This is a genomic window from Paenibacillus sp. VTT E-133291, assembly GCF_002264395.1.
Classification (GTDB): Bacteria; Bacillota; Bacilli; order Paenibacillales; family Paenibacillaceae; genus Paenibacillus_AQ; species Paenibacillus_AQ nitricinens.
The window spans coordinates 52,770-73,879 of record NZ_NFVA01000024.1 but is presented as its reverse complement, the minus strand read 5'-3'; the positions used below and the strand labels follow the sequence as shown (position 1 = coordinate 73,879).

The following is a 21,110-nucleotide window of genomic DNA, read 5'->3' as shown; positions in this document are numbered from 1 at the left end:
GGTCGCATGTTCAAATCGTGTCATCCCGATACTCAGCTTAATTGCTCTTAGATAGCTCTTACTTCGGTAAGAGCTTTTTTTGTTATGTATAGAATTAAAACACGCATAAATTCATATAACATATGTTCTATCATTCTTCCAAAAGAAACTGTACTTCTGATGGAATGCCAATCCGTAGATAATAACTTTTACAGGATTCTTCTTGCTCAGGATTACTGCCTATGGATAGTAGCTTTACAGCAAAAACGTTAGCTTGACGCTCAAGCTTGCCAGGAGAGAAGTAAGAGCTTTCTTCCAGGAAAAAGCGGTTAATCCCCTTGTGAAGGCGATCATGACCTAATTCATGCGCACAAACGAAGCGCTGCCACTCAACTGGCAACTCATTATGAATGACGATAAATCTTCTTCTTAGTTTTCGGTAATATAATCCCTTTGTGCCTGTCCCAAGGTTCATGAAACGAATGTGAATACCTAGCGCTGAGGCTAGCTCGAATGGACAGTTGGTTTTATATTTTTTAATCAGATTATTAATCAGTTCATCCATATTCTTCACCTGCAGCATGTTAGTGTAGTTATTAAGTGTTGTTAGATTTATTTCTCTTGTTCATCTGTTTGGCTTCCCAGAATAATCCGGTCAGTACATCTTTTATCCTCTGCTTGTCATCCTTGTCTAATGGAATTCCATCAAACATCAGCTCTCCATCATCCTCCAGCATTTTGCGAAAGTCACGCTTATCCTTGCTTGTAGCCCACTCTGGGACAATCTCTTCGCTTGGAAGGGGATGTTCCTGTAAATAGCCTGCCTGATCCATTAACTCCTCGTAAGGGACGCCTGTAGCCTCAGCAATTTTGCGTAAAGTAGTTGGCTTAGGCACGCCTCTTAGACCATTTTCAATTCGTGAAATTTGTGAACCGCTAATCCCCGCTGCTGCTGCCAATTGATTAATCGTTAATCCCTTTGCTTCGCGAAGTCCCTTCATGTAATCCCCAAATTCTATTGTCATCTCAACCACTCCTTATAGAATGATAGCTTATATTATTAATATAAGTCATTTTTGCCAATTGGTAAACAACAAAGCGCATGTTATTGCCAAAAGGCAAGATAATGGAGGGAAATCTATTCTATTTCGCCCAAAACAGACGAATACGGGGTTTTACGAGATTGGTAGAGAAGTGGTATATTATAGAAAAATACGAACAGAATACGAACACTAATATATTTTAGCACATTGCTTAGGAAACTTCCGCAATTTAATCTCATTCTGTCAAACCTAAAGGAGTGCATAAAATGATGAACTTATCCGCCTTACCAGAGTTGGACCGTCGCCGAACCCAGGTCGCTATAGAGAGCATGTTAGAGAAATACCGTATTTTTAAGACCGTTACATTTGAAGCTAAGGAAGCCAGTACTACTTATTCTTACACAGAAAGATTTCATGGCCCTACGAATACAGTTACTGATCAGACTGCTGCGTTAGCTTCTTATAATGTGGATGTACCGACTGCTAGAAGAGCTTTTTGTTCAGCAATGGACTCTGTGGTAGAGAGACTCGATACGAGGGAACAGCAATTAGTAAGAGAGCGTTATATGAAAAGAGATGAAACATACGATTATACGATCTACAATCATGTGTTTGATCCACCGATAAGTAAGGACACTTACGTGAAGATACGCACGAAGGCTTTTTACAAGATGGCTTTGGCTTTAACGGATCTCGGTCTACTGTCCCTTAACACCTTAATAACAGCACCTAGAGTGAAAAAAGAGAAGGTTAGTATTACCTAAGAAATATAGAGGGTTACTTAAGACTGTATCGTCCGAGCGGATGATGCGGTCTTTTTTTATGGATAGAACGATTCTCCGAAAAACGGCCCTATACCATCCCAAAGTTAGCGTAAACCTCGTCGGTCTACCGTCTCTGCAAGGCAAATAGGGGTGTATATTTATAACATGGCAAATGAAGCAAAAAGAACACCGCAAGAGCATGAATGCTCTGCTAATCGTTCCGCCCTAGTGGTGATAAGAACAAATCTAGCGGTGAAAGATTCTTTTGGCATGGGCCTAGTGTAGAAGGGTATTATCCAACAGCGGATAGTATCCTTTTTTGTTCTTAAATTTAGTAGAGGGGGTGTCTTCTTAATGTTAATGCGATTGAAGGTTAACACCATCAAGGATCGGCGAATCGTCGCCCTTCAGAAAGGAATGGAGTGATGTCGGTACAACAATTACGAAAACACATTACGAGTACGCTGGAACGATATTTTCCAAATGTGCCTGTGTATGTGGATGGGGAGAAACCTCAGACGGCTTATTTTTATCCCGGACTGATTTCAGCGACACTGGATCGCCAGCGAGAAGGCAGATATTTAGCGGTGTACCGTTTTGGTATCCGTTATGAGCAAGGCAGCTTGCTGGAAGCTGAGACAATGGCAGATAAGCTGAGTGAGGCAATGGCAGGGATGGAGCAGGATGGCGGAGCCTTTCGTGTAGCTAGGCAAGCTTGGGAAGCTGGAAAAGAGGGGCATGGGCCGCTTTTTACAACGGACTATATGGTGTATTTGCAAAGTGAGAAGCCTGACCCCATTAATATGGGTCAAATGATAGGAGGAGAAAGACTGAAATGAGCACAAAGATGAGTAGTGGAGATCGTTTTGGTAAAGAGCAGATTGTGAATTCATCGCTTTTTACGGCTAAGGAAAAGGATGTGCTGAACGTTATTTTGCAGAATGACAAGAGTTATACGATCGAAGAAGCAAAGCAATCTATGGGATTGTTTAAAAATAAGGAGGTAATGAACTAATGGCAGGTGGAACATGGACAACGCAAAATAAAGTGCGCCCTGGGGTATACGTAAATGTGGCATCCAATCAAGGGACTATCGGCAAAATGGGAGAACGCGGGATCACCGCTTTGGCACTAGCCTTATCTTGGGGAGAAGCTGGAGTGATCATGAAGCTTACCCCGCAGGACGATGTGAAAAAGCTGCTAGGTGTTGATTTGGAGCATCCTACACTGTTACCAGTACGTGAAGCACTGAAACGGGCAGGAACCTTGCTGCTTTATCGATTGAATGAAGGGGTTAAAGCGGCGGTAACCAATAGCGGTCTTCAGGTAACTGCTAAATACGGCGGTGTACGCGGAAACGATCTATCTGTTGTTATAGAGAAGAATATTGAGAATAATGCTCTTTTTGATGTGAAGACCTTGCTTAGTGGAACTGAACTGAATAAGCAAACGGTTGGAACGGCTGAAGAGTTGGTCGCTAACGATTATGTACAATTCCAGAAAAATGGCGCAGAAGGCTTGAAGCTAACCGCAGGGATGCCGCTTATTGGCGGAGCTAATGGTACGGTGACAAATGGTGCGCACAGCGATTTCTTGTCTGCTCTTGAGGTGCTTGAGTTCCAAACGGTTGGACTAGTATCGCAGGATAGTACGCTTAAGGCACTGTATAGCTCTTGGGTAAGACGACTACGGGATACGGAAGGTAAGAAAGTGCAGGCTGTACTATCGGATTATGCTACTGCGGGTCATGAGGGTGTGATCAGCGTGAAGAATGGGGTAGTACTGAGTGACGGAACTACGATTGATAAGACCAATGCTGTGGCTTGGGTGGCCGGTGCTACGGCTGCTGCTGCGGTGAATCAATCGCTGACTTATCAGGGATATGACGACTCCGTTGACGCTGATGTGCGGTTTAGCCATTCTGAAACGACAGCAGCTTTGCTGCAAGGCGAACTGCTCTTTACTTACAGTGGAGGGCGAGCTGTGGTGGAACAGGATATTAACACGTTTACGGCATTCTCTCCGGATAAAGGCAAAGCGTTCTCCAAAAATCGTGTGCTGCGTGTGCTGGATGGGATTGCGAATGATCTGAAGCGTATTTTTGAGAACTACTACATTGGTAAAGTAGCCAATAATGAAGATGGACGGGCTCTGTTCTGGTCACAATGTGCGACTTATATGAATGATTTGCAGGATATGGGTGCGATTGAGGGCTTTAACGCGCAGACAGATGTTGTCGTTGTGGCTGGTGCGGATAGTGATAGTATCGTGCTGGATGTGGCTGTGAAACCGGTAGATTCCGTAGAAAAAGTATATATGAAAGTGAAGGTGGTTTAAGATGGCATTTTTAAAAGCTAGTGATACGATTTCCGGCCAGGAGGGCCGTGCGTATGCCGTGATTGGTACGCAAGCTGAAGAGATGTTCTATGTGAAGACGCTTGAAGCTACGGTAGAAAAAACAAAGGCAGAAGTGAAGACACTCGGCCGACGTGGTGTTCAGCATAAAGCGACTGGATGGTCGGGCAGCGGTTCGATGACGATTTTTTATATGACTAGCCGTTTCCGCCAGATGATGCTTGATTATATGAATACAGGTGTCGACCAGTATTTCGATATTGAGGTTACGAACGAAGACCCATCGTCCAGTGTGGGAGCCCAACGCATTATTTTAAAGGGCGTGAACCTTGATAGTGTCATCATGGCTTCTCTTGATACAGAATCAGATGCGCTGGAAGAAGAAGTGAGCTTTACCTTTGAAGACGTGCAGATTGTGCAAGCTTTTGGCGCTCCGGCTGGCTCCGGAAATTAATAAAGACAACTAGATAGGAGCAAGTAAGGCCCGGGCGTGCAGTTAGCGGCGGGTCCCTTCTCTGTCTATTTTAGTAGTACTAGAAGAAACTAAATTATTTTAGGAGGAAGACAATGAGTGAATTAAGTTTGTTTTTTGCGCAAAATGTAGCATGTGACACGACAGAGGAGTTTGTGGTATCGCAGCGTTTTAAGGATAAGGAAGGGAATGCAGTAGCCTGGAAGTTACGCAGTATGAACGAGGATGAGAATCAGGAATGCCGTAAAGCGGCTACCCGTAAGGTCAAAGGGAAAAATGGAGTGTATACCTCCGAGATCGAACCGAATGATTATATGGCTAAGCTGATGACTTCAAGTGTGGTGCATCCGGATCTGAAAAATGCTGAATTGCAGCGTTCGTATGGTGTTCTTGGTGCCGAAACGCTGCTGCGTAAAATGCTGCTTCCAGGTGAATTCGCTGCGCTGGGTGAACGGGTACAGGCCTTGAATGGCTTCGGTACAGATATGAACGAGCTGGTGGATGAAGTAAAAAACTAATCAACGGGGGCGACAGTGAAGCCAACCTGGCTTACTACGCCCTCCACGAGCTGCACATTTTACCACATGAGCTGATGAAGCTGTCTACACGTGAACGCGCCGCAATTTATGCGATGATCGCTGTTCGGGTGGAGAAGGAGAAGCGGGATCAGGCGAGGAGTAAAGCAAGGAAGAGATGAGGGGGTGAATGAATGAAGATAGAAGCATCTAAAGCCGTAATGCTACCGATGAAATCCCTGGCAATCTGGAAGAGTGTTAATAAACAATGTGTTCGTCTAAACAGTAATCTGGATATCGTTAATCGTTTGGTCAAGGGAATGCAAGTGGTTATTAAGCGGTCAAATGATGAGATGAGCCGTTCTCTGAATCAAGTAAACCAGTCTTTGCAGGACATCAACGATACTCTACTTGAGGGCTTTAAACGTCTCCCTCCTAAAATTGTAGTTTCCAGGGATATAGTTATTGAGCAAAGCCAACAAGCTGGGCAATCACAACAGCTAGCTCTACGAACGCTAAGTATCTCCCCTAGTGAGCAAATGGGCAAGAAAGAAGAAGAAAAAGCGAAGAAGGTAAATTGGTGGAAGGGATTAAAAGCAAAAGAGAAAAAGAAAGAAGAGGAGAAAAAGCCCGAGACGAAGGCTGATCCAGTCCCTACTCCTAAAATTAATCTGAGAAAGGAACCGCCGACTCCACCATCTCCACCATCCCCTGACTCAAAAATCATGAAATTTCTTAAGACAGCAGATGTGGTAAAACCATTTAACGCGGTTAAGTCTTTGGGGGAGAAAGCTGTAAAAGCAGCGGCAAAACCTGGAGATATCGAAGACTGGAATACACTGAACAAGAATACAGATGCTGCACTTGGGAAAATCGGTGAGAAAGCGATGGGTGCCCTAAGACCTGTAATGGATACCTTGAATACAGCACTAACTTCAGGTCAATTAATGCCGATTATAGATGCTATGGCTAATGGATTTCTCTTCATAGCTAATGTGATTGGTATGGTAGTCGATGGCTTATTATGGCTGGTGGGAGTAGTGCAGGAAAACTGGTCATGGATTGAACCGATCCTTTTAGCAATAGCTTTCGTCTATCTAGCAGCTATGATTGTGCAAGTGTATTCGCTTGCAGCTGCATGGATGGTAGCAAATTGGCCTATTTTAGTGGTTATTGCAATTATTGCAGTACTAATTGGAATTTTTCAGATGCTAGGTATATCTGCGGGAGAGGTGATTGTAGCTATAGCAGGAGCATTTGGGTGGTTGAAGGTTCATCTACAGAATGTTGTAATAAGTTTGCAAAATGGATTTATTACGTTCAGTGATTATATTCAAAATTTATTTATAGATCCTGTTTATGCTATTAGAAAGCTCTTCTATGACTTAGCAGTTCACTTTTTGGATCTTATTTATCAAATGGCAATTGGTGCTGAAAACTTTGCGGGCGGATTTATGAAAGTAGTAGCACAAGCGATTAATAAAATATTACCAGGTATTAAGAAATTGCTAAACATGTTGAGTAAAGTACCAGGATTAGAGGGATTAGCTAATGTAAAAGTAGAGTATCTAAATCCTGAAGAACCTCATGCTGTGAGCGGAATGATTAAAGGTATGAAGGACAAATTGGTTGCCCCAACTAGTGATAAGGCTGTAAAAAATTCTAAGAAAAAAGAGTACTTAGAATATGCAGATACTGTTAATGATTACACCCGAAGGGGGAAGGAGTTTACTGGGAAATTTAATGATATGGGAAGGAAAGCGAAAGAATTAATAGAAAATCCCATCGGGAAAATTAATGGATCAAAAACCTCACAATCAGGACTATTAGCTAACCAAAGCAACAACCTCAACACCGTCAACCGCGTGAAACAACTCGACTCCATCAACGACACTGTAGACATCTCTAGCGATGATCTGAAAATGCTGAGGGAGCTGGCGGAGATTCAGGCGATCCAGAATTTTGTGGAGCTGACGCCGACGGTCCAGGTGACGACTGGAAATATTAATAATGCCGGAGACATTGATTCGATTATCAACAAGATTGGGCAAAAGCTGAACGAGGAGTTTGTCTCTACGGCGCAGGGGGTGTATACGTAACGTGGAAGAGTACGGGATATTTCTTGGTTTTAATAATCAGGCGGAAGCATTCCGACTGCCAGTCAATCCAGAGACCTTGGAAATCAAGGAAAGCGGGGATGGGAAGAGCTATACCATTATCGATCTAGGTGAGATTAATACGATTGCTTATCCGAAGCTGACGGAGATCACAATCGAAAGTATTTTTCCGGCACAAAGGTATCCGTTTGTATTAGTACAAGAGGACGGGTTGAAGAGACCCTTTGAATATGTGGAGCTGATTAAGAAGTGGATGACGAGTCGCAGACCTATTCGTTTTGTATTTTCCGGGGTGAGCTATACTGATGACTTGAAAAAAGCCGATGGGAAGCTAAACGACGCCAAGAAATGGTTAAAGGATTCATCGACTAGTGAGGATAAATCCATAGAGATTGATTTCGGTGTGAATATGGCTATGAGTATTGAAAGCTTCTCTTGGAAGCTCAGTGCAGGTACATCAGGGGATATTGAATATTCGTTATCTCTCAAAAAGTATGTATTTTATCAGGCGGTAGCTGTTAAAGTCGTCAAGGATGAAGTGAAGGTAGAACAGAAGCGGGCGAACGAAACTCCCAAACCTAAAACGTATATCATGAAATCTAAAGATAATCTATGGAAAATCGCTAAAGAAATCCTTGGAGATGGTAATAGGTGTTGGGAAATCCAGAAACTTAATGGCATTAAAGATAGTGAGCTGAGGAAGCTTCCAATCGGTAAGGTCATTAAGCTGCCGTAGGAGGATGTTATGGAACTGCTTGTGAAGAATAAGGAAGGTAATCTATGGGATATTTCTGGCATCGTCTCCGATATTTCTTGGAAAACGGCCCGCTCAGGAAAACCGGCAACGCTAGAGTTAACACTTGTGGACAGTGGAATCTATCAGCATCCTAAGTTCGGTATCAGCAACGGTGATATTATTCAGTTCAGCAAAGATAATGTGGATGTATTCTACGGGTTTGTGTTCAGTATTGATACAGGCTCGGATCAGGAGATTAAGCTGACTGCCTATGATCAGATGCGTTATTTGCTGGGCAATGGCAGTTATGTTTTGCAGGATGTTACGGCTAATGATGTTATAAAAAAAATAACGCAAGACTACGGCCTGCAGACAGGTGTGCTGGAGAATACAGAGTACCGAATTCCTTCATTAATTGAAGATGACAAAAAACTGCTGGACATCATTATGGGAGCGATCGGCAGTGAGCTTCAGTATAAGGGGCGGTTGATGGCCTTTTACGATGATTTTGGTAAGCTAACGCTGCGAAAACCGGAGTCTATGCTGCTTAATCTGGTGTTGGGAGCGGGGCATTATCTGTATGACTATTCGCTCAAAAAAAGTATTGATGATGATACGTACAACACGATCTTTTTATACAAGGATAATGAGAAGTCTGGTAAGCGTGATTTCTTTCCGGTTAGCGATAAGGACAATGTGAAACGCTGGGGTATCCTCCACTTGTATCAGAAGGCTGATGACAAAGCGAATGCTGCCCAAATTCAGGAGAAGGCAAATAATCTGCTGAAAATGCACAACCGTGAAAAGCTTAGTCTCTCCGTACAGGCGATTGGTGATATGCGCGTAAGGGCTGGTAATTTCATTTATGTCCTGCTTGATGAATTTAAGACTCAGGTGTTTCTGGTGGATCAATGCAGTCATAAGATTTCCGGTGGGGAGCATACGATGTCCCTCGATATAAAGGTGGTGTAGAGATGATGTTGGATATTATAAAAAAAGCAAGCTTAGGAGCCGTGGGAAATACAAATCCCGTGGCTTTTTCTTATGGGACGGTAACGGAGGCAGCTCCTTTGCAGATCCAGGTGGATCAACGTTTTATTTTATCGGGGAATGCGCTAGTACTGCCTGAATCGGTAATGGAAAGCAAAATCGAGCTAGAGGGTAGAGAAGTAGTAGTGCGTCGAGGACTTGCCTCTGGTGATCGGGTTCTGATGGTTCGGATGCAGGGTGGACAAAGCTATATTGTACTGGATCGGCTGGTGAGTCCGATATGATTCCTGCGATTGGAAAAGCTGGACCGATAACTGCTCTTCTTGAAGGCGAGGTCAACCTTGAGCGTGGGGAAAGCCCCAGTCTAACCTACCGAATGGATTGGGACAGAAGAAGGATTACTGGCCAAGCGGATGGACTTGAGGCCGTGCAGCAGGCAGCGGCCAAAATTCTGCGAACCGATAGATTTGAACATCTGATTTACAGTGCGGATTACGGAACAGAGTGGCAGCTGGTTCTGGGTAAGGATCGGCTGTTGGTCAGAGCTGAAATCAGACGTGTCATTAGTGAGGCCTTACTTCAGGATGAACGAATCCTTAGTTTAGAAAATATTGAGGTTTCTTTTAACGGGGATAATCTAACTTTTGATTGTAAGGTGGTCACACGTTATGGCAATTTTCAGCTGAGAAAGGAGTGGAATGAGGATGTATGAGGATCAGACGTATGAGGCTCTTTTGGAGCGAATGCTGGACCGGGTTCCGTCAGGTTTGGATAAACGCGAGGGCAGCATCATTTATGACGCGTTTGCTCCAGCAGCAGCAGAGCTTGCGCAGATGTACATTGAGCTGGATGTGAATAATAATCTGTATTTTGCAGATACGGCTACCGGAGAGTACTTGGAGAGAAGTATCGCCTGGTCAGGAATTGTAAGGCGTGAAGCGAGTAAGGCGCAGCTGAAGGGGATTTTTTATAAAGCGGATGGAGGATTTGTGGATGTTCCTCTAGGCAGCCGCTTCTCTCTCGATATGCTGAATTATATTGCCGTGGAGAAGTTATCTCTTGGAGTGTATCGGCTGGAAAGTGAAACTGCTGGAGAAGAAGGAAGTCGATACTTCGGCTCTTTGCTGCCAGTGGATTATATTTCAGACCTTGCGCGTGGGGAAATAGCTGCTCTATTGATTCCCGGAGAGAACGAAGAAACCGATGAATCGCTACGCCAACGTTATTTGGATTCAGCCAGGCGCCCAGCTACTAGCGGCAATAAATATCACTATATGGAGTGGGCGATGCAGGTTGTGGGGGTGGGAGGTGCACGTGTTTTTCCGTTATGGGACGGCCCTAAGACGGTGAAAGTGATTGTTGTGGATGCCGAGAAACTTCCTGCTTCTGAGCTGCTGGTGACTAAGGTTCAGCATTACATTGATCCGGTCTCTGGAGCGGGTGAGGGACAAGCCCCCGTAGGTGCAGTTGTAACAGTAGCATCGGCAACGGGAAAAAGTATTAGTATAAGCGCAAAAGTAACCCTTGCTTCAGGTTATGCACTGCAAGCTGTAAATGATGAATTCAAGGGGATTCTTGAGAGTTATCGCAAGGAGAAAGCTTTTTCAGCAACCTATATTAGCCAGTCTGTAGTCGGGGCACTATTGCTAGCTACTGAGGGAGTCGCGGATTACAGTGAGCTGAAGCTGAACGGTGGAGCGGGCAACGTAATGTTGAACGAAGAAGAAGTACCGTTGTTCGGCAATGTTTTACTGGAGGTGTAGCATGGGGTATCCAGAACAAATTGATATATTTCAAGACAAGCTAAATAAAAAAGCTAATGGTAGCAGCTATGTTATCGAAGAGAGATTATCGCTTGTAAATGGCGCTTACAGTGGTTTGCTTGCACATGACAACATTAATAACCAAACTATTGCGGTGTACACGGGGTCACAGTATTCCGGGATCGAGCTACGCAATTTCACTGTGTCTTTTCCGGATGAGGCGCCGTGGCGGCGGTTGATTAAGATTTTTGCCGATGTGCCCGAGGTATATGTAACTTATGAAACCCCCGGGGATACCGTTGAAGCGGATGATATTAATGGTTTGCAAGGTAGCCTTACAGCCGTACAAAGTGAACTAGAGCGTTATAAGAGCAAGGGTCAGATTGACGGAGGATCATTTAGAAGAGAGGTGTAAAATGGCTCAGACCATACAAATAAAGCGGGGTACTAAGGCTGAACTAACGAGTTATGGAGTCTTGAAGGCGGGTGAGCTTGGTTTTTGCAGTGATACTAAGGAAGTTTATATTGGTGACGGCACGTCTAATTCCATGGTCGGAAGGGCGCTATCGGGTCCAGAAGCTTCGCGTCCGGTTGCAGGAGCCCTTGGCCGTTTGTATTACGTGACTACGGGTACCAATAGCGGATATTTATATTTTGATGATGGGGCAGCTTGGCGGCGAGTGAACGCGCAGAAGCTTAGCGATCTGACAGGTACAATTGACGATATCGCTGATGGAGCAACTTATGGGAAGGTGCTTAAAGCGGATATTAGTGCGGGACATATCAACAAAGTATCAGATGGTACGAACGTAAAGACTGCGGCTGAGATTAAGACTCACATTGACGATGTGACCAAGCATCGGACGATCAATGATGCCGGGACTACGATTACAGACTTGTGGTCTGCACAGAAGATTAAAAATGAAATTGAGCTGGCCAAGCATAACATCGAACCGCAAGCGTCGGTAAAAGATCAGAACCTGCTGGCTCCACCTGCCAGTCCGGTTGAGGGGGATCGATATATTATTCCAGCAGGGGCAACCGGGGCATGGGCGGGGAAAACGAATCAAATTGTTGAGTACCAATCTGCTGCATGGGTATTTTATGTTCCTGCCGTAGGCTGGACCGCTTATGTCGATGATGAGCAGAAGATTTATAGCTGGAATGGCAGCGCATGGGTTCGCACGGGTGGTGCGTTACAGACCATTACAGCTGGAAACGGACTGATTGGTGGTGGTCAGGCCGATGCTGTGACGCTGAATATTGGTGCAGGCAACGGGATCACGGTTACTGCAGACGCGATTGCGGTTACAGCTGGAAAAGGGATCACTGTAGATGGAACCGGTGTAGCTGTAAGTGTGGATGGAAGCAGCATCATTTATGATGCTGCGAATGGCAATAAACTTACTGTAGCCAGTATTGATGGCGGAACATTCTAGGGGGCGGGACAATGGCTTTAAAGACATTGATTCAAATACGCCGCGGATTGGAAAGTGCGATTGGCGCACTGGCTATTGGTGAGCTTGGCTACTGTATTGACACTGGCAAGCTATATATTGGTTCTGCTGCTGGGAATGTCTTGCTAGTTGCGGCACAAAGTACTGGGGACATGCTGAAAAGCATTTACGATACGAATAACAATGGCAAGGTGGATTTTGCGCAACAAGCGGATAGTGTAGCTTGGGCGGGGGTAGCGGGTAAACCAGCGGTATTCCCTCCGGCGGCGCATACACATGATTATTTGCCCAAAGGGCCCCTAACCTGGAATCAACTGAAGGGGGTGTGAGGATGAGTTACGGCAGCTCTTTATTCAGCGAATTATTGTATTCCGCAGATGAAGATTCGAATCATCCGGGTGAAGTCGAGGCGCCTGATCTAATGCAGTATTTGCCGGATTATTATAAAGATGTCCGCGAAATGGAGAAGCTTCAGGAGACCATCGGGCTAGAAATTGGTGGACTGAAGGTAGGCACTATAGATGTACTGGATCAGGCGTTTGTTGAAACTGCAACAGTAAGCCTTGGACGTTGGGAAGCTGAGCTTGGACTAAATATTGATTCATCTAAGTCATATGCCACACGCCGAGAGATGATTAAGGCGAAGCTGCGTGGAAACGGGACAACAACGCCGGAGATGATCCAGCGGACGGCGTCCGCTTTTTCGGGTGGCGTGGTTGAAGTGAAAGAAGTGCCTGATGAGTATCGTTTTGAGATCCATTTTGTAAGTACGCTGGGCATTCCTCCCAATATGGCAGGGTTGATTCAAATCATCGAAGAGATTAAACCTGCGCATTTGGCTTATGAATTTGTGTTCAGCTATACCTGGTGGGACTCCGTTAAGGTTTTGACCTGGGAGAATGCTCACAGTAAGACATGGAACGAATTAAGAACTTATAGATAGGAGAGTGACACATGCAAACGACAGGAAATTTGGGCTTAAAGAAGCCAGAGGGAACAGATATCGTTGATATCGCTGATCTGAATGGGAATATGGATATCTTGGATAATGCCGTTAATGGCAAAGTTGATAAAGTTACTGGCAAACAGCTGTCTACGAACGATTACACCGCAGTTGAGAAAACGAAGCTGGCTGGTATTGCTACAGGAGCGACCAACTATACTCACCCAGCTACTCACCCACCAGCTATTATTGTTCAAGATGCGAGTAATCGGTTTGTTACGGATGCTGAAAAGACGGCGTGGAATGCTAAAGCCGGTACCGCCGTAGCTACAACTGCTACGAATGGCTTGATGTCTGCTGCGGACAAGACACTACTGAATAACAACACTGGATTCGGTACTACGGCTGGTACAGCCACCGCATATACCCTTACACTTAGCCCAGCACCTACGGTGCTGATAGCAGGACTTAAATTTAGTTTCAAAACACATATTGCTAGCGGAGCCAATCCTACACTCAATCCTAATACTTTAGGGGCCAAAGCAATCAAGAAACCCAATGGAAATGCGGCAACACTTGCCCTGAACGGAGTTTACACGGTTGTATATGATGGGACGGCTTTTATCTTACAGGGTGAAGGAGGTGATTATGGAACAGCGACAGCAGCGGACGTGCTAGCGGGTAAGACGATAGGGACAGAGGGCGGGCTAATTGATGGCGCGATAGTACAAAGAGGTGCTACGGACGGATATACTAATTCCCTTAGTACAGCATGGGCAGCGGGTGGTGGATGCTGGGTCCGAATACCAGCGGGGGCATATTTGAAAACTACGGCGGTAGGAAACCCCGAAATACGAGTCACTGATCCTAACGTTATTCCTGCAAATTGGCTACGAGGGGTATCAATGTTTGGGCAGGATGGCGCGATAGTCAATAGATCTGTGGAGAATAATCACTCTCCGTCAAATGCCGCAGAGATATGGGCGACAGGCGATGTGTTCTTAATGCCGCAAGCTGGCTACTATAATGGGGTTACCTGGACAAAAAGTACATTTCCAACTCTCGTACCTAGTAACGTCCGCGCGGGTGTCTCTATAGGAACCTTAGTTGGCACACTCCAACCCTGGGTCGGTGGGCTTACATCGGTTGACTTTGCAACGCAGGCAGGGGCTGACGGTAAGACTGAGGAAATGTTTAGATTTCCAGCCGGGTTCACTATCGGATCGTTTGCTGGCTCGATTCTTTTCGGAACGTCGAACAACAACAGCCACCAGGATCATTCAATCGTGCTGCAGGATATCCATGGAAATCGGTTAGTGCTAATTCGTCACTTTGTGGACGGATGGTCGATGAGCACAACACAGCAAGCTACGGGGCTAATAGTAGATAAGCGGTCGCGGCGAATTACAATGCCTAGTACCCAATATATGTGGGGCTTCGGTCACGATGGGGACATTGCGGCGGACGGATCTTTCTCGAAGCCGTTCAATATGGATGGTGAGGTAATGTTGGTTCACGTCGTAGTAGCATCGCTCGGCGGAGGTTACTCTACTGCCTCTGCACGCGGAGCCGCGGTATGGAATTAGAAGGAGGAAAATAGTAATGTACTTTTGCGCATACAACAGCATCAAAACAATTTACGCGATCTATCACAACGACTGCAGGCGGTATTACCGTAACTAATTCATATAATCAGATTGTAGCTCAAGAATATAAATGGGTGGCTTGGGGCTAAGAAAGGGAGTGAATATAAATGCAAATAGGCAGAAAAATTTATTATGATAACGCCACAGGTAACGTATTAGTTGATACCGGAGAGCGTTCCGGCGATGTGGTGGAGACAACACAGGCGTTGGATTTAACAGTCTATAAAGCACTAGCCGAACGCGTAGCGGAAACGGTGGGGTGCTTAAAGCTTGACTACGAGCAATACAAGCAAGACTTTGCAGCGTGCAGCGGCTACAAGGTAAGCATCGAAACGGGAAGATTGGAGTTTAGCTATCCTGACCCTAACATCGAACCTGACGAGCCGCAAGCGCTTATATATCAAGTACCTATGTCCGAGCGTATCAAGCTTGTGGAGTCCGATAATGCCGGGCTGACGCTAGAACTAGCGCAAACACAGGCTAGACTCAACCAGGCGGAACAAGACCACGCCGACTTGCTGCGTACTCTTGTAACGGGAGGTGTATTATAATGGATTGGTACGCAATCATTAAAAGCTATTATGACGCAGGATGTTATTCAAAGGATCAAGTTCAAGTATTTGTAACTGCCAACAAGATCACATCAGAGCAAGCTATAGAGATTACAGATAGCGCCATATAGTAGGCGCTTTTATTTTGCCCTTGTATCTGCTACGAGGGCTGTTTTATTTATCACTTTAGAAGGGGGCTGTTATATGACCATTGTGGGAGTAAATTCAGGAGGAGGCGATGCTGAAGCAGCGCCCATTGAGCATCGTTTAGAAGATGTTGAAAATAGACTTGTAGTCATCCAAGACGAGATTTTTAGATTTGGAACGGAACATCTAAGTTTTAGTAATGAGCTTCTAATATTAAAAGAAAAACAATCACGCCATGAGGAAGATGTGAAGCAAATTAAACAATCAACAATAGAAATGAAAATTCAATTTAACGAGATTATGAGGCGTTGGGACACTTTAGACTCACGTGTGTTCCAGCTATTGCAACAATCTCAGACGGACAGTAAGAGCGAACGAAAAGTGTTTGTTGATCTACTTAAATACGTTCTGGCGGGTACTATCTTTGCTATTATTGCCTTTTTATTTAAAGGAGGGGTATAGATGCTCACATTGTCCCAAATTAAAGAAAAATCAAGTAAACGCTTAACCAACCTACACCCCGTAGTCCGTTCCGCTGCTACTGCTCTAATCGAACGTTGCTACAAACTCAACATCCCCATTCTCATTACACAGGGACTTCGAACAATTGCCGAGCAGGATGCTCTTTACGCACAAGGACGCACCAAACCGGGAGCGATTGTCACCAATGCGCGGGGTGGGTATAGCTATCATAATTTTGGGTTGGCCGTAGACTTTGCTCTTTTGTTACCCAGTGGATCGAGTGTGTCATGGGATATGTGCCGGGACGGCAATAACAATCAGATCGCAGATTGGCAGGAGGTTGCGAAAGAGGCGAAGGCGCTGGGCTTTGAGTGGGGTGGCGATTGGACGAGCTTTAAGGACTACCCACATTTTCAAATGACGTTTGGCTTAACGCTCACTCAGTTACGTGCAGGGGGCAAGCCCTCAATATCCGCAGTGGAGGCCGCGTACAAGATCATCAATCGGAAGGTGGAGGAAGAATTGAAGAGCGAGGTTATTGCTGTCGTAAAGGTTAACGGGGTTAAGATTGCAGATGGAGTGCTTGAAAAAGGTATAACCTACGTTCCCGTACGTGTTATTGCAGAAGCGCTAGGCGCACAGGTAGGTTATAATTCCGCCACTAGAACGGTTGAGATTACAAGTACCCACTAAGGAGGGTTATATCATGGAAACTAGAGAGATTTTAGATGATGTTATGGCGTTTGCTTCTATATTAGCTGTATTCGTACTGGCTCTGGTTCAATTGGTCAAAAATAGTATCAACATCCCGCGTAATGCAGTCCCAATTATCGGACTATTAATAGGTTTGCTCATCGGAGCGGCAGCGTATCCTTTTACCGAACTGGATATCGTCCTTCGCCTTTGGGCTGGGGGGTTGGCTGGTTTATCTGCGACGGGGTTGTTTGAGCTAGCTTTTAAGGATCGTCCGGGGACGACGAAAGAATAGATGGATATTAGGTTCAAATCATAAAAAAGGGCTGTTCCAAAAAGTCTGAATAGACCTAAGGAAGAGCCCCATTGTTTCCATCACAAGATTACATAGTTAAGCTTCAGAACGAAAGCGTATTACCCGGAAGTAGAGAGTACAGTCCTGCAAAACCTTCTCCTTCTAATATAGAAGTAACATGATCGATATGCGATTTGGGAGCATGAACGAGTACCGTCCGGCGGCTGGGAAGCGTTTGGAGCATGTCTCGAATGTCTGGCAAGCCTTGATGGACTTTATAGCGTATGAGTGAAATTGAACATCTTATGTCGCTAGATTCCTCTACCCTAGATTGTTTAACGAGATGGTGCCCAAAGCTACCCGCCGCCAAATGTCCCGTAAAAATCACATGGTTGTCAGGAGAAGCAGAGAGCTGATGAAAGTACTCTTGTGCTTTTGCCGACTGCATCATCCCATCATTGGTAAATACGATTGCGCCCTTGAGATTCAATAATGCCTTTGCGCGGTCGTCTGGGTTAGATACAATACACAAGTTCTTTCTATTAAAAAGCATATCTACGCGCTGAATAGCGTCCTCTTTCAGCCATTCGGCCTTATCGCTCAAACCTCTTAACGGTGCTACGAGCTCTTCTTCGACGATCAGCTGCTCATCGGGGAAGCACTCGCTTGCCCATACGATCAATTCCTGGCTTCTGCCATGGAGAGGTACCGGAAGGAGGATTGAACCCCCTTTTTGCAGAGTGCTACAGATAGCTGACTCTAATTGCTGTAACTTTACAAGCTGCTCATCAGGATCCGCGCCGTAGGCGGCATCGATAATGGATAGATCGACGGCATCTTTAGCTCCGGCTTCCACAATCGTTGGTGAATCTGCCATGAGCAGCAGCGACTCCTTCGTATAATCCCCTGAGAAAAATACGATTGTTCCATCCCATTCGAGGATCAGCCAAACCGAACCTGCTAAATGTCCGCTTCGCCCCCATTGTATTCGAAGATTAGGTGCAACCCTCAGCCAAGTCTGAGGGGGGATATGCTCCTCCAAATACATGAACTGAATAGATTGCTTATCTATTTCTCCATAAGGTAATGATGCGGACTGAGCAGCCACATATTTATCCCAAGCTTCGAAATAATCGGGTAGCTGTTTAACGGTAGCTTTCGTTGTCCATACCTTACCTGAATATCCGTACTTATATAGTAGGGGAAGGGCTATGGAATGATCCTCATGCGCATGAGACAGAAATACGGCCTGCAAATGAGGAATGATATCTGTATCTAGCAGGGGGTATTCACCTGGGCCTTCTTTTTTGACACCACAATCGAGTAGAATCCCAGCTTTCCCACCCTTGTTCTGCAAAAGATAGGAGGAACGGCCATGCTCTCCGGCCCCTCCCCAAATCGTTAGTGTGCTCATTGTTGTCTCCGCTTTCTATCTGGGCTTAAATATTCTAAGACTAGTAGTAATATAGTGGTAACGCCTACAGAGATTACGGCCATGGCCATCCCCATCGCTACTGCACCTTGTTCAAACTGGGCAAAAATATAGGTCGCCGATGTCTGCATTGAAGGTGGAAGAATGAGTAAGGAGGCTACCAGTTCCCGATTGGAAATGGTAAAGGTCATCATCCAGCCAGCCACCATCCCCGGAAGGATGAGAGGGAGCAGGATACGGCGGAACACATAAAGCTTGCTTCCACCAAATACTTGTCCCGCTTGCATGAGGGAAGAATCGATCTGCCCGTAGCTTGCTTTTACATATTGAACGGTATAGGGGATGAACAGCACAACATAGGTTAGCACAACCATCCAGTAGGTATTATAGAGCGGGATAGGCATCCAGCGAGCATTCCAAAGCAGAATTAATCCCACTACGATTACAATTCCAGGAACAGTGTTGGGAAGCAAACTGAACAGATCTGTAATTTTCTGCTTGAATGTAGCTCCTTTTCCTACGGTTAAAGCAAACCAAGTCCCAAGAATAACCGCGATACTAGAAGCAACGATAGCTAATGTGAAGCTATTTAATAAGGCTTCAAGACCTTGAGAACCGGGTGATAGCAGCTCGGCATAATGTTTGAAGGTTAAATTGCTCCAAGATACGCCTTCTCCGCGCAGCTTCAATAATGAGGCTGTAATGATCGAGAAATAAGGAATGCCGATAGATGATAGAAGTAATAAAATAACATACCCCCAACTAAGAACCCCTACGATTCCCGTGCTCTTATAACGTTTAGTGCGCGTCCCTTTTCCTCCAATTAGGCGGTAAGAGAAACGGCTGCTAATTAGAGTCTGGATGTACCACATGACTAGACAAACTCCGAGCAACAAGGACGCTAGTGAAGTAGCTTTTCCAAAATCTATCGGCCAGCTAGAGATATACTTATGGATCTCAGAGGTCAGAACGTAAAAGCCGATCCTACGACCAAAGGTCGCAGGGGTACCAAATTCGGCAATCGTTTTGACGAAGATGAGAAGAGCTCCAAGCCCATAGCTGGATAATAGCAAGGGAATGATTACTCTTTTAAATCTGTAAAAGAACGGAGCACCATGAACAGAGGCTGCTTCCTCCAGATTGCCCCCGATCTGCAAAAGTGCATTACGCAGCAGTAAATACAGGAAGGGGAATAAATGCAGGCTCATGATCAGCACCATCCCTCCATAGCTAAAGAAGTACGGAGTCAGCACGGAGGATACAGGTAGAAATTGCTCCATATACCCACCTGTCTGCATAAACAACATCCAACCCATAGAACCAATGTATGGTGGTGTCATAAACGGGATTAACAGCACGACATCGAGCCAGTTATGATGCCCTAAGTCCGTCTTAGCCATAATCCACGCCAGAGGTAGTGCAAATAGCGTAGTTAGTAGAATGACGCTTACCCCAAGCCCGATAGAATTCAGCAGTACCTCTACCAGATCATGACTACCCATAATAGTTCGTAGTGGCGCGGCTATCTCCAGCTGCTCATTCGGATAAATACTGGTCCAGAAGATGAGCAGGAGTGGCAGCAGTACAAGCACTGTCAGTATAAATAAAGCAAGTCCGCCGCTCACCCATTTAAATGAGCGCAAAGAGTTAATATTCATTACGCTTATTTAAAAATTTGTGTGAATGTTGAGGAAACTTCATCACTGTGTTCGTTCATCCATTCCCATTTCACATCAAATGTCTTAATTTCTTCGAGATTTGCACGATTCTCTGCTTTCACATCGGTTCTGCCTGGCAGCAAGTAAGCTTTGGCAACAAGCGCTTGAGCTTCATCGGATAGAAGATAGTCGATAAAAGCTTTAGCATTATCTACATTCGGGCTTGTCTTAATAATCGCAGCTGGACGAGGGCTGATTACGGTTCCTTCAGCAGGGTAGACGATATCTACAGGCTCTCCGTCAGCTTTTGCTTTATAAGCCATGTAATCTACACCTGCGGCAACGACGGATTTAGCACCGGTAATCACCGGATCAAGTGCCTCTTGATTGGCGCCCGCCATCGCTACTTCATTGCTTTTATATTGTTTAAAAAGATCCCAGCCACTGTCCCCTTTAGCACTTAAATAACCAGTCATGAAATCAAGAGCCGAGCCTGATAGCGAAGGGTCTGGAATATTAACGGTTCCTTTCCATTCCGCTTTGGTGAGGTCATCCCATGAGGTCGGCGGTGTGCTAACTTTTTTGGTATTGTAGACAATCCCTAGTGCGGATGCGCTATAGCTGAAATAATTTCCATCTGCTGTGTCTGACCAATCGCTAACGAGCTTATCTGCGTTAACCGCCTCTTTATATGGAAGTAATAATCCATCTTTCTTCATCCCTTGCATGGACGGAAGGGAAGCAAGAACGACAACATCGACAACTGGGTTGGACTTCTCAGCTTCCATACGGGCTAATATTTTTCCGGTAGTGCCTTGGAACATTTCGACCTTAACACCGGTTTTGGCTTCAAAGCCTGATTTAATTTTATTGGCTAGACCCTCAGGACCTGCACTGTAGACAACAAGATTGCCACTCAGAGATTTCTCTGTTGGTTGTGGTGCTTCAGTTTGAGCTGTAGTGTTAGCATTTGAAGTTGGGTTACTTGCGTTAGCTGCAGGCGTGTTAGAGGAGCTACAGCCAGCTAAACTCGCACCGATTATAGTTGTTAGAAGAAGTGTGCTAAGTCCTTTAGTGTTATTCATTGCTTTC

At 45.2% G+C, this 21,110-nt stretch carries 27 protein-coding genes; 22 read left to right on the top strand and 5 right to left on the bottom strand.

Translation table 11 applies throughout. The features are described 5' to 3' along the window. Positions 1-130: 130 nt before the first annotated feature. Both CA598_RS12495 and CA598_RS12490 read right to left on the bottom strand, forming a co-directional pair. Positions 131-544: an ImmA/IrrE family metallo-endopeptidase gene (locus CA598_RS12495; protein ID WP_094871793.1), complete on the bottom strand. Its 414-nt coding sequence runs from the start codon at positions 542-544 to the stop codon at positions 131-133. Positions 545-575: 31 nt separating this feature from the next. After that, entirely contained in the window at positions 576-1,004 is a 429-nt protein-coding gene (locus CA598_RS12490; protein ID WP_094876700.1) for a helix-turn-helix domain-containing protein, read from the bottom strand. Between the two features lie 287 nt (positions 1,005-1,291). Here CA598_RS12490 and CA598_RS12485 point away from each other — a divergent pair, with 287 nt between their 5' ends. The 22 genes from CA598_RS12485 to CA598_RS12375 all read left to right on the top strand — a co-directional run bounded on the left by CA598_RS12485 (position 1,292) and on the right by CA598_RS12375 (position 16,928). Further along, a complete protein-coding gene (locus CA598_RS12485) occupies positions 1,292-1,786 on the top strand; it encodes an ArpU family phage packaging/lysis transcriptional regulator (RefSeq protein ID WP_373455823.1) in 495 nt (164 codons plus the stop codon). A 425-nt stretch (positions 1,787-2,211) separates the two neighbouring features. Beyond that, positions 2,212-2,625 (top strand): phage tail terminator family protein, encoded by a 414-nt coding sequence (locus CA598_RS12480; protein ID WP_094876698.1) that lies wholly within the window; start codon positions 2,212-2,214, stop codon positions 2,623-2,625. Next, positions 2,622-2,801 carry a hypothetical protein gene (locus CA598_RS12475; protein ID WP_094876697.1) on the top strand — a complete coding sequence of 60 codons (180 nt, stop codon included), beginning with the start codon at positions 2,622-2,624 and terminating at the stop codon, positions 2,799-2,801. The genes CA598_RS12480 and CA598_RS12475 overlap by 4 nt, the downstream gene beginning before the upstream one ends. Next, positions 2,801-4,123, top strand: a complete 1,323-nt coding sequence (locus CA598_RS12470) for a phage tail sheath family protein (RefSeq protein ID WP_094876696.1) — start codon at positions 2,801-2,803, stop codon at positions 4,121-4,123. Before CA598_RS12475 ends, CA598_RS12470 begins: the two co-directional genes overlap by 1 nt. A 1-nt stretch (position 4,124) precedes the next feature. Continuing rightward, positions 4,125-4,595: a phage tail tube protein gene (locus CA598_RS12465; RefSeq protein WP_042192125.1), complete on the top strand. Its 471-nt coding sequence runs from the start codon at positions 4,125-4,127 to the stop codon at positions 4,593-4,595. A gap of 113 nt (positions 4,596-4,708) precedes the next feature. Continuing rightward, entirely contained in the window at positions 4,709-5,131 is a 423-nt protein-coding gene (locus CA598_RS12460; protein WP_042131197.1) for a phage tail assembly chaperone, read from the top strand. A gap of 191 nt (positions 5,132-5,322) precedes the next feature. Continuing rightward, entirely contained in the window at positions 5,323-7,227 is a 1,905-nt protein-coding gene (locus CA598_RS12450) for an MFS transporter (RefSeq protein WP_094876695.1), read from the top strand. 1 nt (position 7,228) lies between these two features. Then, positions 7,229-7,981, top strand: a complete 753-nt coding sequence (locus tag CA598_RS12445; RefSeq protein ID WP_042131195.1) for a LysM peptidoglycan-binding domain-containing protein — start codon at positions 7,229-7,231, stop codon at positions 7,979-7,981. A gap of 9 nt (positions 7,982-7,990) precedes the next feature. Further along, positions 7,991-8,953 (top strand): XkdQ/YqbQ family protein, encoded by a 963-nt coding sequence (locus CA598_RS12440; RefSeq protein ID WP_094876694.1) that lies wholly within the window; start codon positions 7,991-7,993, stop codon positions 8,951-8,953. Between the two features lie 5 nt (positions 8,954-8,958). Next, positions 8,959-9,255: a DUF2577 domain-containing protein gene (locus CA598_RS12435; RefSeq protein WP_060625196.1), complete on the top strand. Its 297-nt coding sequence runs from the start codon at positions 8,959-8,961 to the stop codon at positions 9,253-9,255. Continuing rightward, entirely contained in the window at positions 9,252-9,683 is a 432-nt protein-coding gene (locus CA598_RS12430; protein ID WP_094876693.1) for a DUF2634 domain-containing protein, read from the top strand. The genes CA598_RS12435 and CA598_RS12430 overlap by 4 nt, the downstream gene beginning before the upstream one ends. Then, positions 9,676-10,734 carry a baseplate J/gp47 family protein gene (locus CA598_RS12425; protein ID WP_094876692.1) on the top strand — a complete coding sequence of 353 codons (1,059 nt, stop codon included), beginning with the start codon at positions 9,676-9,678 and terminating at the stop codon, positions 10,732-10,734. The genes CA598_RS12430 and CA598_RS12425 overlap by 8 nt, the downstream gene beginning before the upstream one ends. A gap of 1 nt (position 10,735) precedes the next feature. Beyond that, a complete protein-coding gene (locus tag CA598_RS12420) occupies positions 10,736-11,149 on the top strand; it encodes a phosphoglucomutase (protein ID WP_094876691.1) in 414 nt (137 codons plus the stop codon). Between the two features lies 1 nt (position 11,150). After that, positions 11,151-12,173, top strand: a complete 1,023-nt coding sequence (locus CA598_RS12415) for a DUF2793 domain-containing protein (protein ID WP_094876690.1) — start codon at positions 11,151-11,153, stop codon at positions 12,171-12,173. Positions 12,174-12,184: 11 nt separating this feature from the next. Next, on the top strand, positions 12,185-12,520 hold the full coding sequence (locus CA598_RS12410) for a hyaluronate lyase N-terminal domain-containing protein (RefSeq protein ID WP_094876689.1): 336 nt from the start codon (positions 12,185-12,187) through the stop codon (positions 12,518-12,520). Positions 12,521-12,522: 2 nt separating this feature from the next. Then, a complete protein-coding gene (locus CA598_RS12405; RefSeq protein ID WP_094871763.1) occupies positions 12,523-13,134 on the top strand; it encodes a putative phage tail protein in 612 nt (203 codons plus the stop codon). A gap of 11 nt (positions 13,135-13,145) precedes the next feature. Beyond that, positions 13,146-14,720: a hypothetical protein gene (locus CA598_RS12400; protein WP_094876688.1), complete on the top strand. Its 1,575-nt coding sequence runs from the start codon at positions 13,146-13,148 to the stop codon at positions 14,718-14,720. A gap of 167 nt (positions 14,721-14,887) precedes the next feature. Continuing rightward, entirely contained in the window at positions 14,888-15,331 is a 444-nt protein-coding gene (locus tag CA598_RS12395) for a hypothetical protein (RefSeq protein ID WP_179283656.1), read from the top strand. Beyond that, positions 15,331-15,462: an XkdX family protein gene (locus CA598_RS12390; protein ID WP_094871760.1), complete on the top strand. Its 132-nt coding sequence runs from the start codon at positions 15,331-15,333 to the stop codon at positions 15,460-15,462. Before CA598_RS12395 ends, CA598_RS12390 begins: the two co-directional genes overlap by 1 nt. 73 nt (positions 15,463-15,535) lie before the next feature. Continuing rightward, positions 15,536-15,940 (top strand): hypothetical protein, encoded by a 405-nt coding sequence (locus CA598_RS12385; protein ID WP_094871759.1) that lies wholly within the window; start codon positions 15,536-15,538, stop codon positions 15,938-15,940. Further along, the gene (locus CA598_RS12380) at positions 15,941-16,633 is read left to right on the top strand and encodes a M15 family metallopeptidase (RefSeq protein ID WP_094876687.1); all 693 of its coding nucleotides are present in this window, start codon (positions 15,941-15,943) and stop codon (positions 16,631-16,633) included. It abuts the gene before it with no gap. Between the two features lie 13 nt (positions 16,634-16,646). After that, complete coding sequence (locus CA598_RS12375; protein ID WP_094876686.1) at positions 16,647-16,928, top strand: holin; 282 nt, start codon at positions 16,647-16,649, stop codon at positions 16,926-16,928. Positions 16,929-17,031: 103 nt separating this feature from the next. Here CA598_RS12375 and CA598_RS12370 read toward each other — a convergent pair whose 3' ends face one another. The 3 genes from CA598_RS12370 to CA598_RS12360 are packed head-to-tail and all read right to left on the bottom strand — an operon-like array spanning position 17,032 to position 21,103. Continuing rightward, complete coding sequence (locus tag CA598_RS12370; protein ID WP_094876685.1) at positions 17,032-18,342, bottom strand: MBL fold metallo-hydrolase; 1,311 nt, start codon at positions 18,340-18,342, stop codon at positions 17,032-17,034. Then, positions 18,339-20,018 (bottom strand): ABC transporter permease, encoded by a 1,680-nt coding sequence (locus CA598_RS12365; RefSeq protein WP_094876684.1) that lies wholly within the window; start codon positions 20,016-20,018, stop codon positions 18,339-18,341. Before CA598_RS12365 ends, CA598_RS12370 begins: the two co-directional genes overlap by 4 nt. Positions 20,019-20,023: 5 nt before the next feature. Beyond that, entirely contained in the window at positions 20,024-21,103 is a 1,080-nt protein-coding gene (locus tag CA598_RS12360; RefSeq protein ID WP_094876704.1) for an ABC transporter substrate-binding protein, read from the bottom strand. Between the last annotated feature and the right edge of the window lie 7 nt (positions 21,104-21,110).

Excerpts from the sequence above, each read along its gene's own strand:
- CA598_RS12495 (WP_094871793.1), bottom strand. The coding sequence starts at position 544 with ATGGATGAACTGATTAATAATCTGATTAAAAAATATAAAACCAACTGT.
- CA598_RS12490 (WP_094876700.1), bottom strand. The coding sequence starts at position 1,004 with ATGACAATAGAATTTGGGGATTACATGAAGGGACTTCGCGAAGCAAAG.
- CA598_RS12485 (WP_373455823.1), top strand. The coding sequence starts at position 1,292 with ATGAACTTATCCGCCTTACCAGAGTTGGACCGTCGCCGAACCCAGGTC.
- CA598_RS12480 (WP_094876698.1), top strand. The coding sequence starts at position 2,212 with ATGTCGGTACAACAATTACGAAAACACATTACGAGTACGCTGGAACGA.
- CA598_RS12475 (WP_094876697.1), top strand. The coding sequence starts at position 2,622 with ATGAGCACAAAGATGAGTAGTGGAGATCGTTTTGGTAAAGAGCAGATT.
- CA598_RS12470 (WP_094876696.1), top strand. The coding sequence starts at position 2,801 with ATGGCAGGTGGAACATGGACAACGCAAAATAAAGTGCGCCCTGGGGTA.
- CA598_RS12465 (WP_042192125.1), top strand. The coding sequence starts at position 4,125 with ATGGCATTTTTAAAAGCTAGTGATACGATTTCCGGCCAGGAGGGCCGT.
- CA598_RS12460 (WP_042131197.1), top strand. The coding sequence starts at position 4,709 with ATGAGTGAATTAAGTTTGTTTTTTGCGCAAAATGTAGCATGTGACACG.
- CA598_RS12450 (WP_094876695.1), top strand. The coding sequence starts at position 5,323 with ATGAAGATAGAAGCATCTAAAGCCGTAATGCTACCGATGAAATCCCTG.
- CA598_RS12440 (WP_094876694.1), top strand. The coding sequence starts at position 7,991 with ATGGAACTGCTTGTGAAGAATAAGGAAGGTAATCTATGGGATATTTCT.
- CA598_RS12435 (WP_060625196.1), top strand. The coding sequence starts at position 8,959 with ATGTTGGATATTATAAAAAAAGCAAGCTTAGGAGCCGTGGGAAATACA.
- CA598_RS12430 (WP_094876693.1), top strand. The coding sequence starts at position 9,252 with ATGATTCCTGCGATTGGAAAAGCTGGACCGATAACTGCTCTTCTTGAA.
- CA598_RS12425 (WP_094876692.1), top strand. The coding sequence starts at position 9,676 with ATGTATGAGGATCAGACGTATGAGGCTCTTTTGGAGCGAATGCTGGAC.
- CA598_RS12420 (WP_094876691.1), top strand. The coding sequence starts at position 10,736 with ATGGGGTATCCAGAACAAATTGATATATTTCAAGACAAGCTAAATAAA.
- CA598_RS12415 (WP_094876690.1), top strand. The coding sequence starts at position 11,151 with ATGGCTCAGACCATACAAATAAAGCGGGGTACTAAGGCTGAACTAACG.
- CA598_RS12410 (WP_094876689.1), top strand. The coding sequence starts at position 12,185 with ATGGCTTTAAAGACATTGATTCAAATACGCCGCGGATTGGAAAGTGCG.
- CA598_RS12405 (WP_094871763.1), top strand. The coding sequence starts at position 12,523 with ATGAGTTACGGCAGCTCTTTATTCAGCGAATTATTGTATTCCGCAGAT.
- CA598_RS12400 (WP_094876688.1), top strand. The coding sequence starts at position 13,146 with ATGCAAACGACAGGAAATTTGGGCTTAAAGAAGCCAGAGGGAACAGAT.
- CA598_RS12395 (WP_179283656.1), top strand. The coding sequence starts at position 14,888 with ATGCAAATAGGCAGAAAAATTTATTATGATAACGCCACAGGTAACGTA.
- CA598_RS12390 (WP_094871760.1), top strand. The coding sequence starts at position 15,331 with ATGGATTGGTACGCAATCATTAAAAGCTATTATGACGCAGGATGTTAT.
- CA598_RS12385 (WP_094871759.1), top strand. The coding sequence starts at position 15,536 with ATGACCATTGTGGGAGTAAATTCAGGAGGAGGCGATGCTGAAGCAGCG.
- CA598_RS12380 (WP_094876687.1), top strand. The coding sequence starts at position 15,941 with ATGCTCACATTGTCCCAAATTAAAGAAAAATCAAGTAAACGCTTAACC.
- CA598_RS12375 (WP_094876686.1), top strand. The coding sequence starts at position 16,647 with ATGGAAACTAGAGAGATTTTAGATGATGTTATGGCGTTTGCTTCTATA.
- CA598_RS12370 (WP_094876685.1), bottom strand. The coding sequence starts at position 18,342 with ATGAGCACACTAACGATTTGGGGAGGGGCCGGAGAGCATGGCCGTTCC.
- CA598_RS12365 (WP_094876684.1), bottom strand. The coding sequence starts at position 20,018 with ATGAATATTAACTCTTTGCGCTCATTTAAATGGGTGAGCGGCGGACTT.
- CA598_RS12360 (WP_094876704.1), bottom strand. The coding sequence starts at position 21,103 with ATGAATAACACTAAAGGACTTAGCACACTTCTTCTAACAACTATAATC.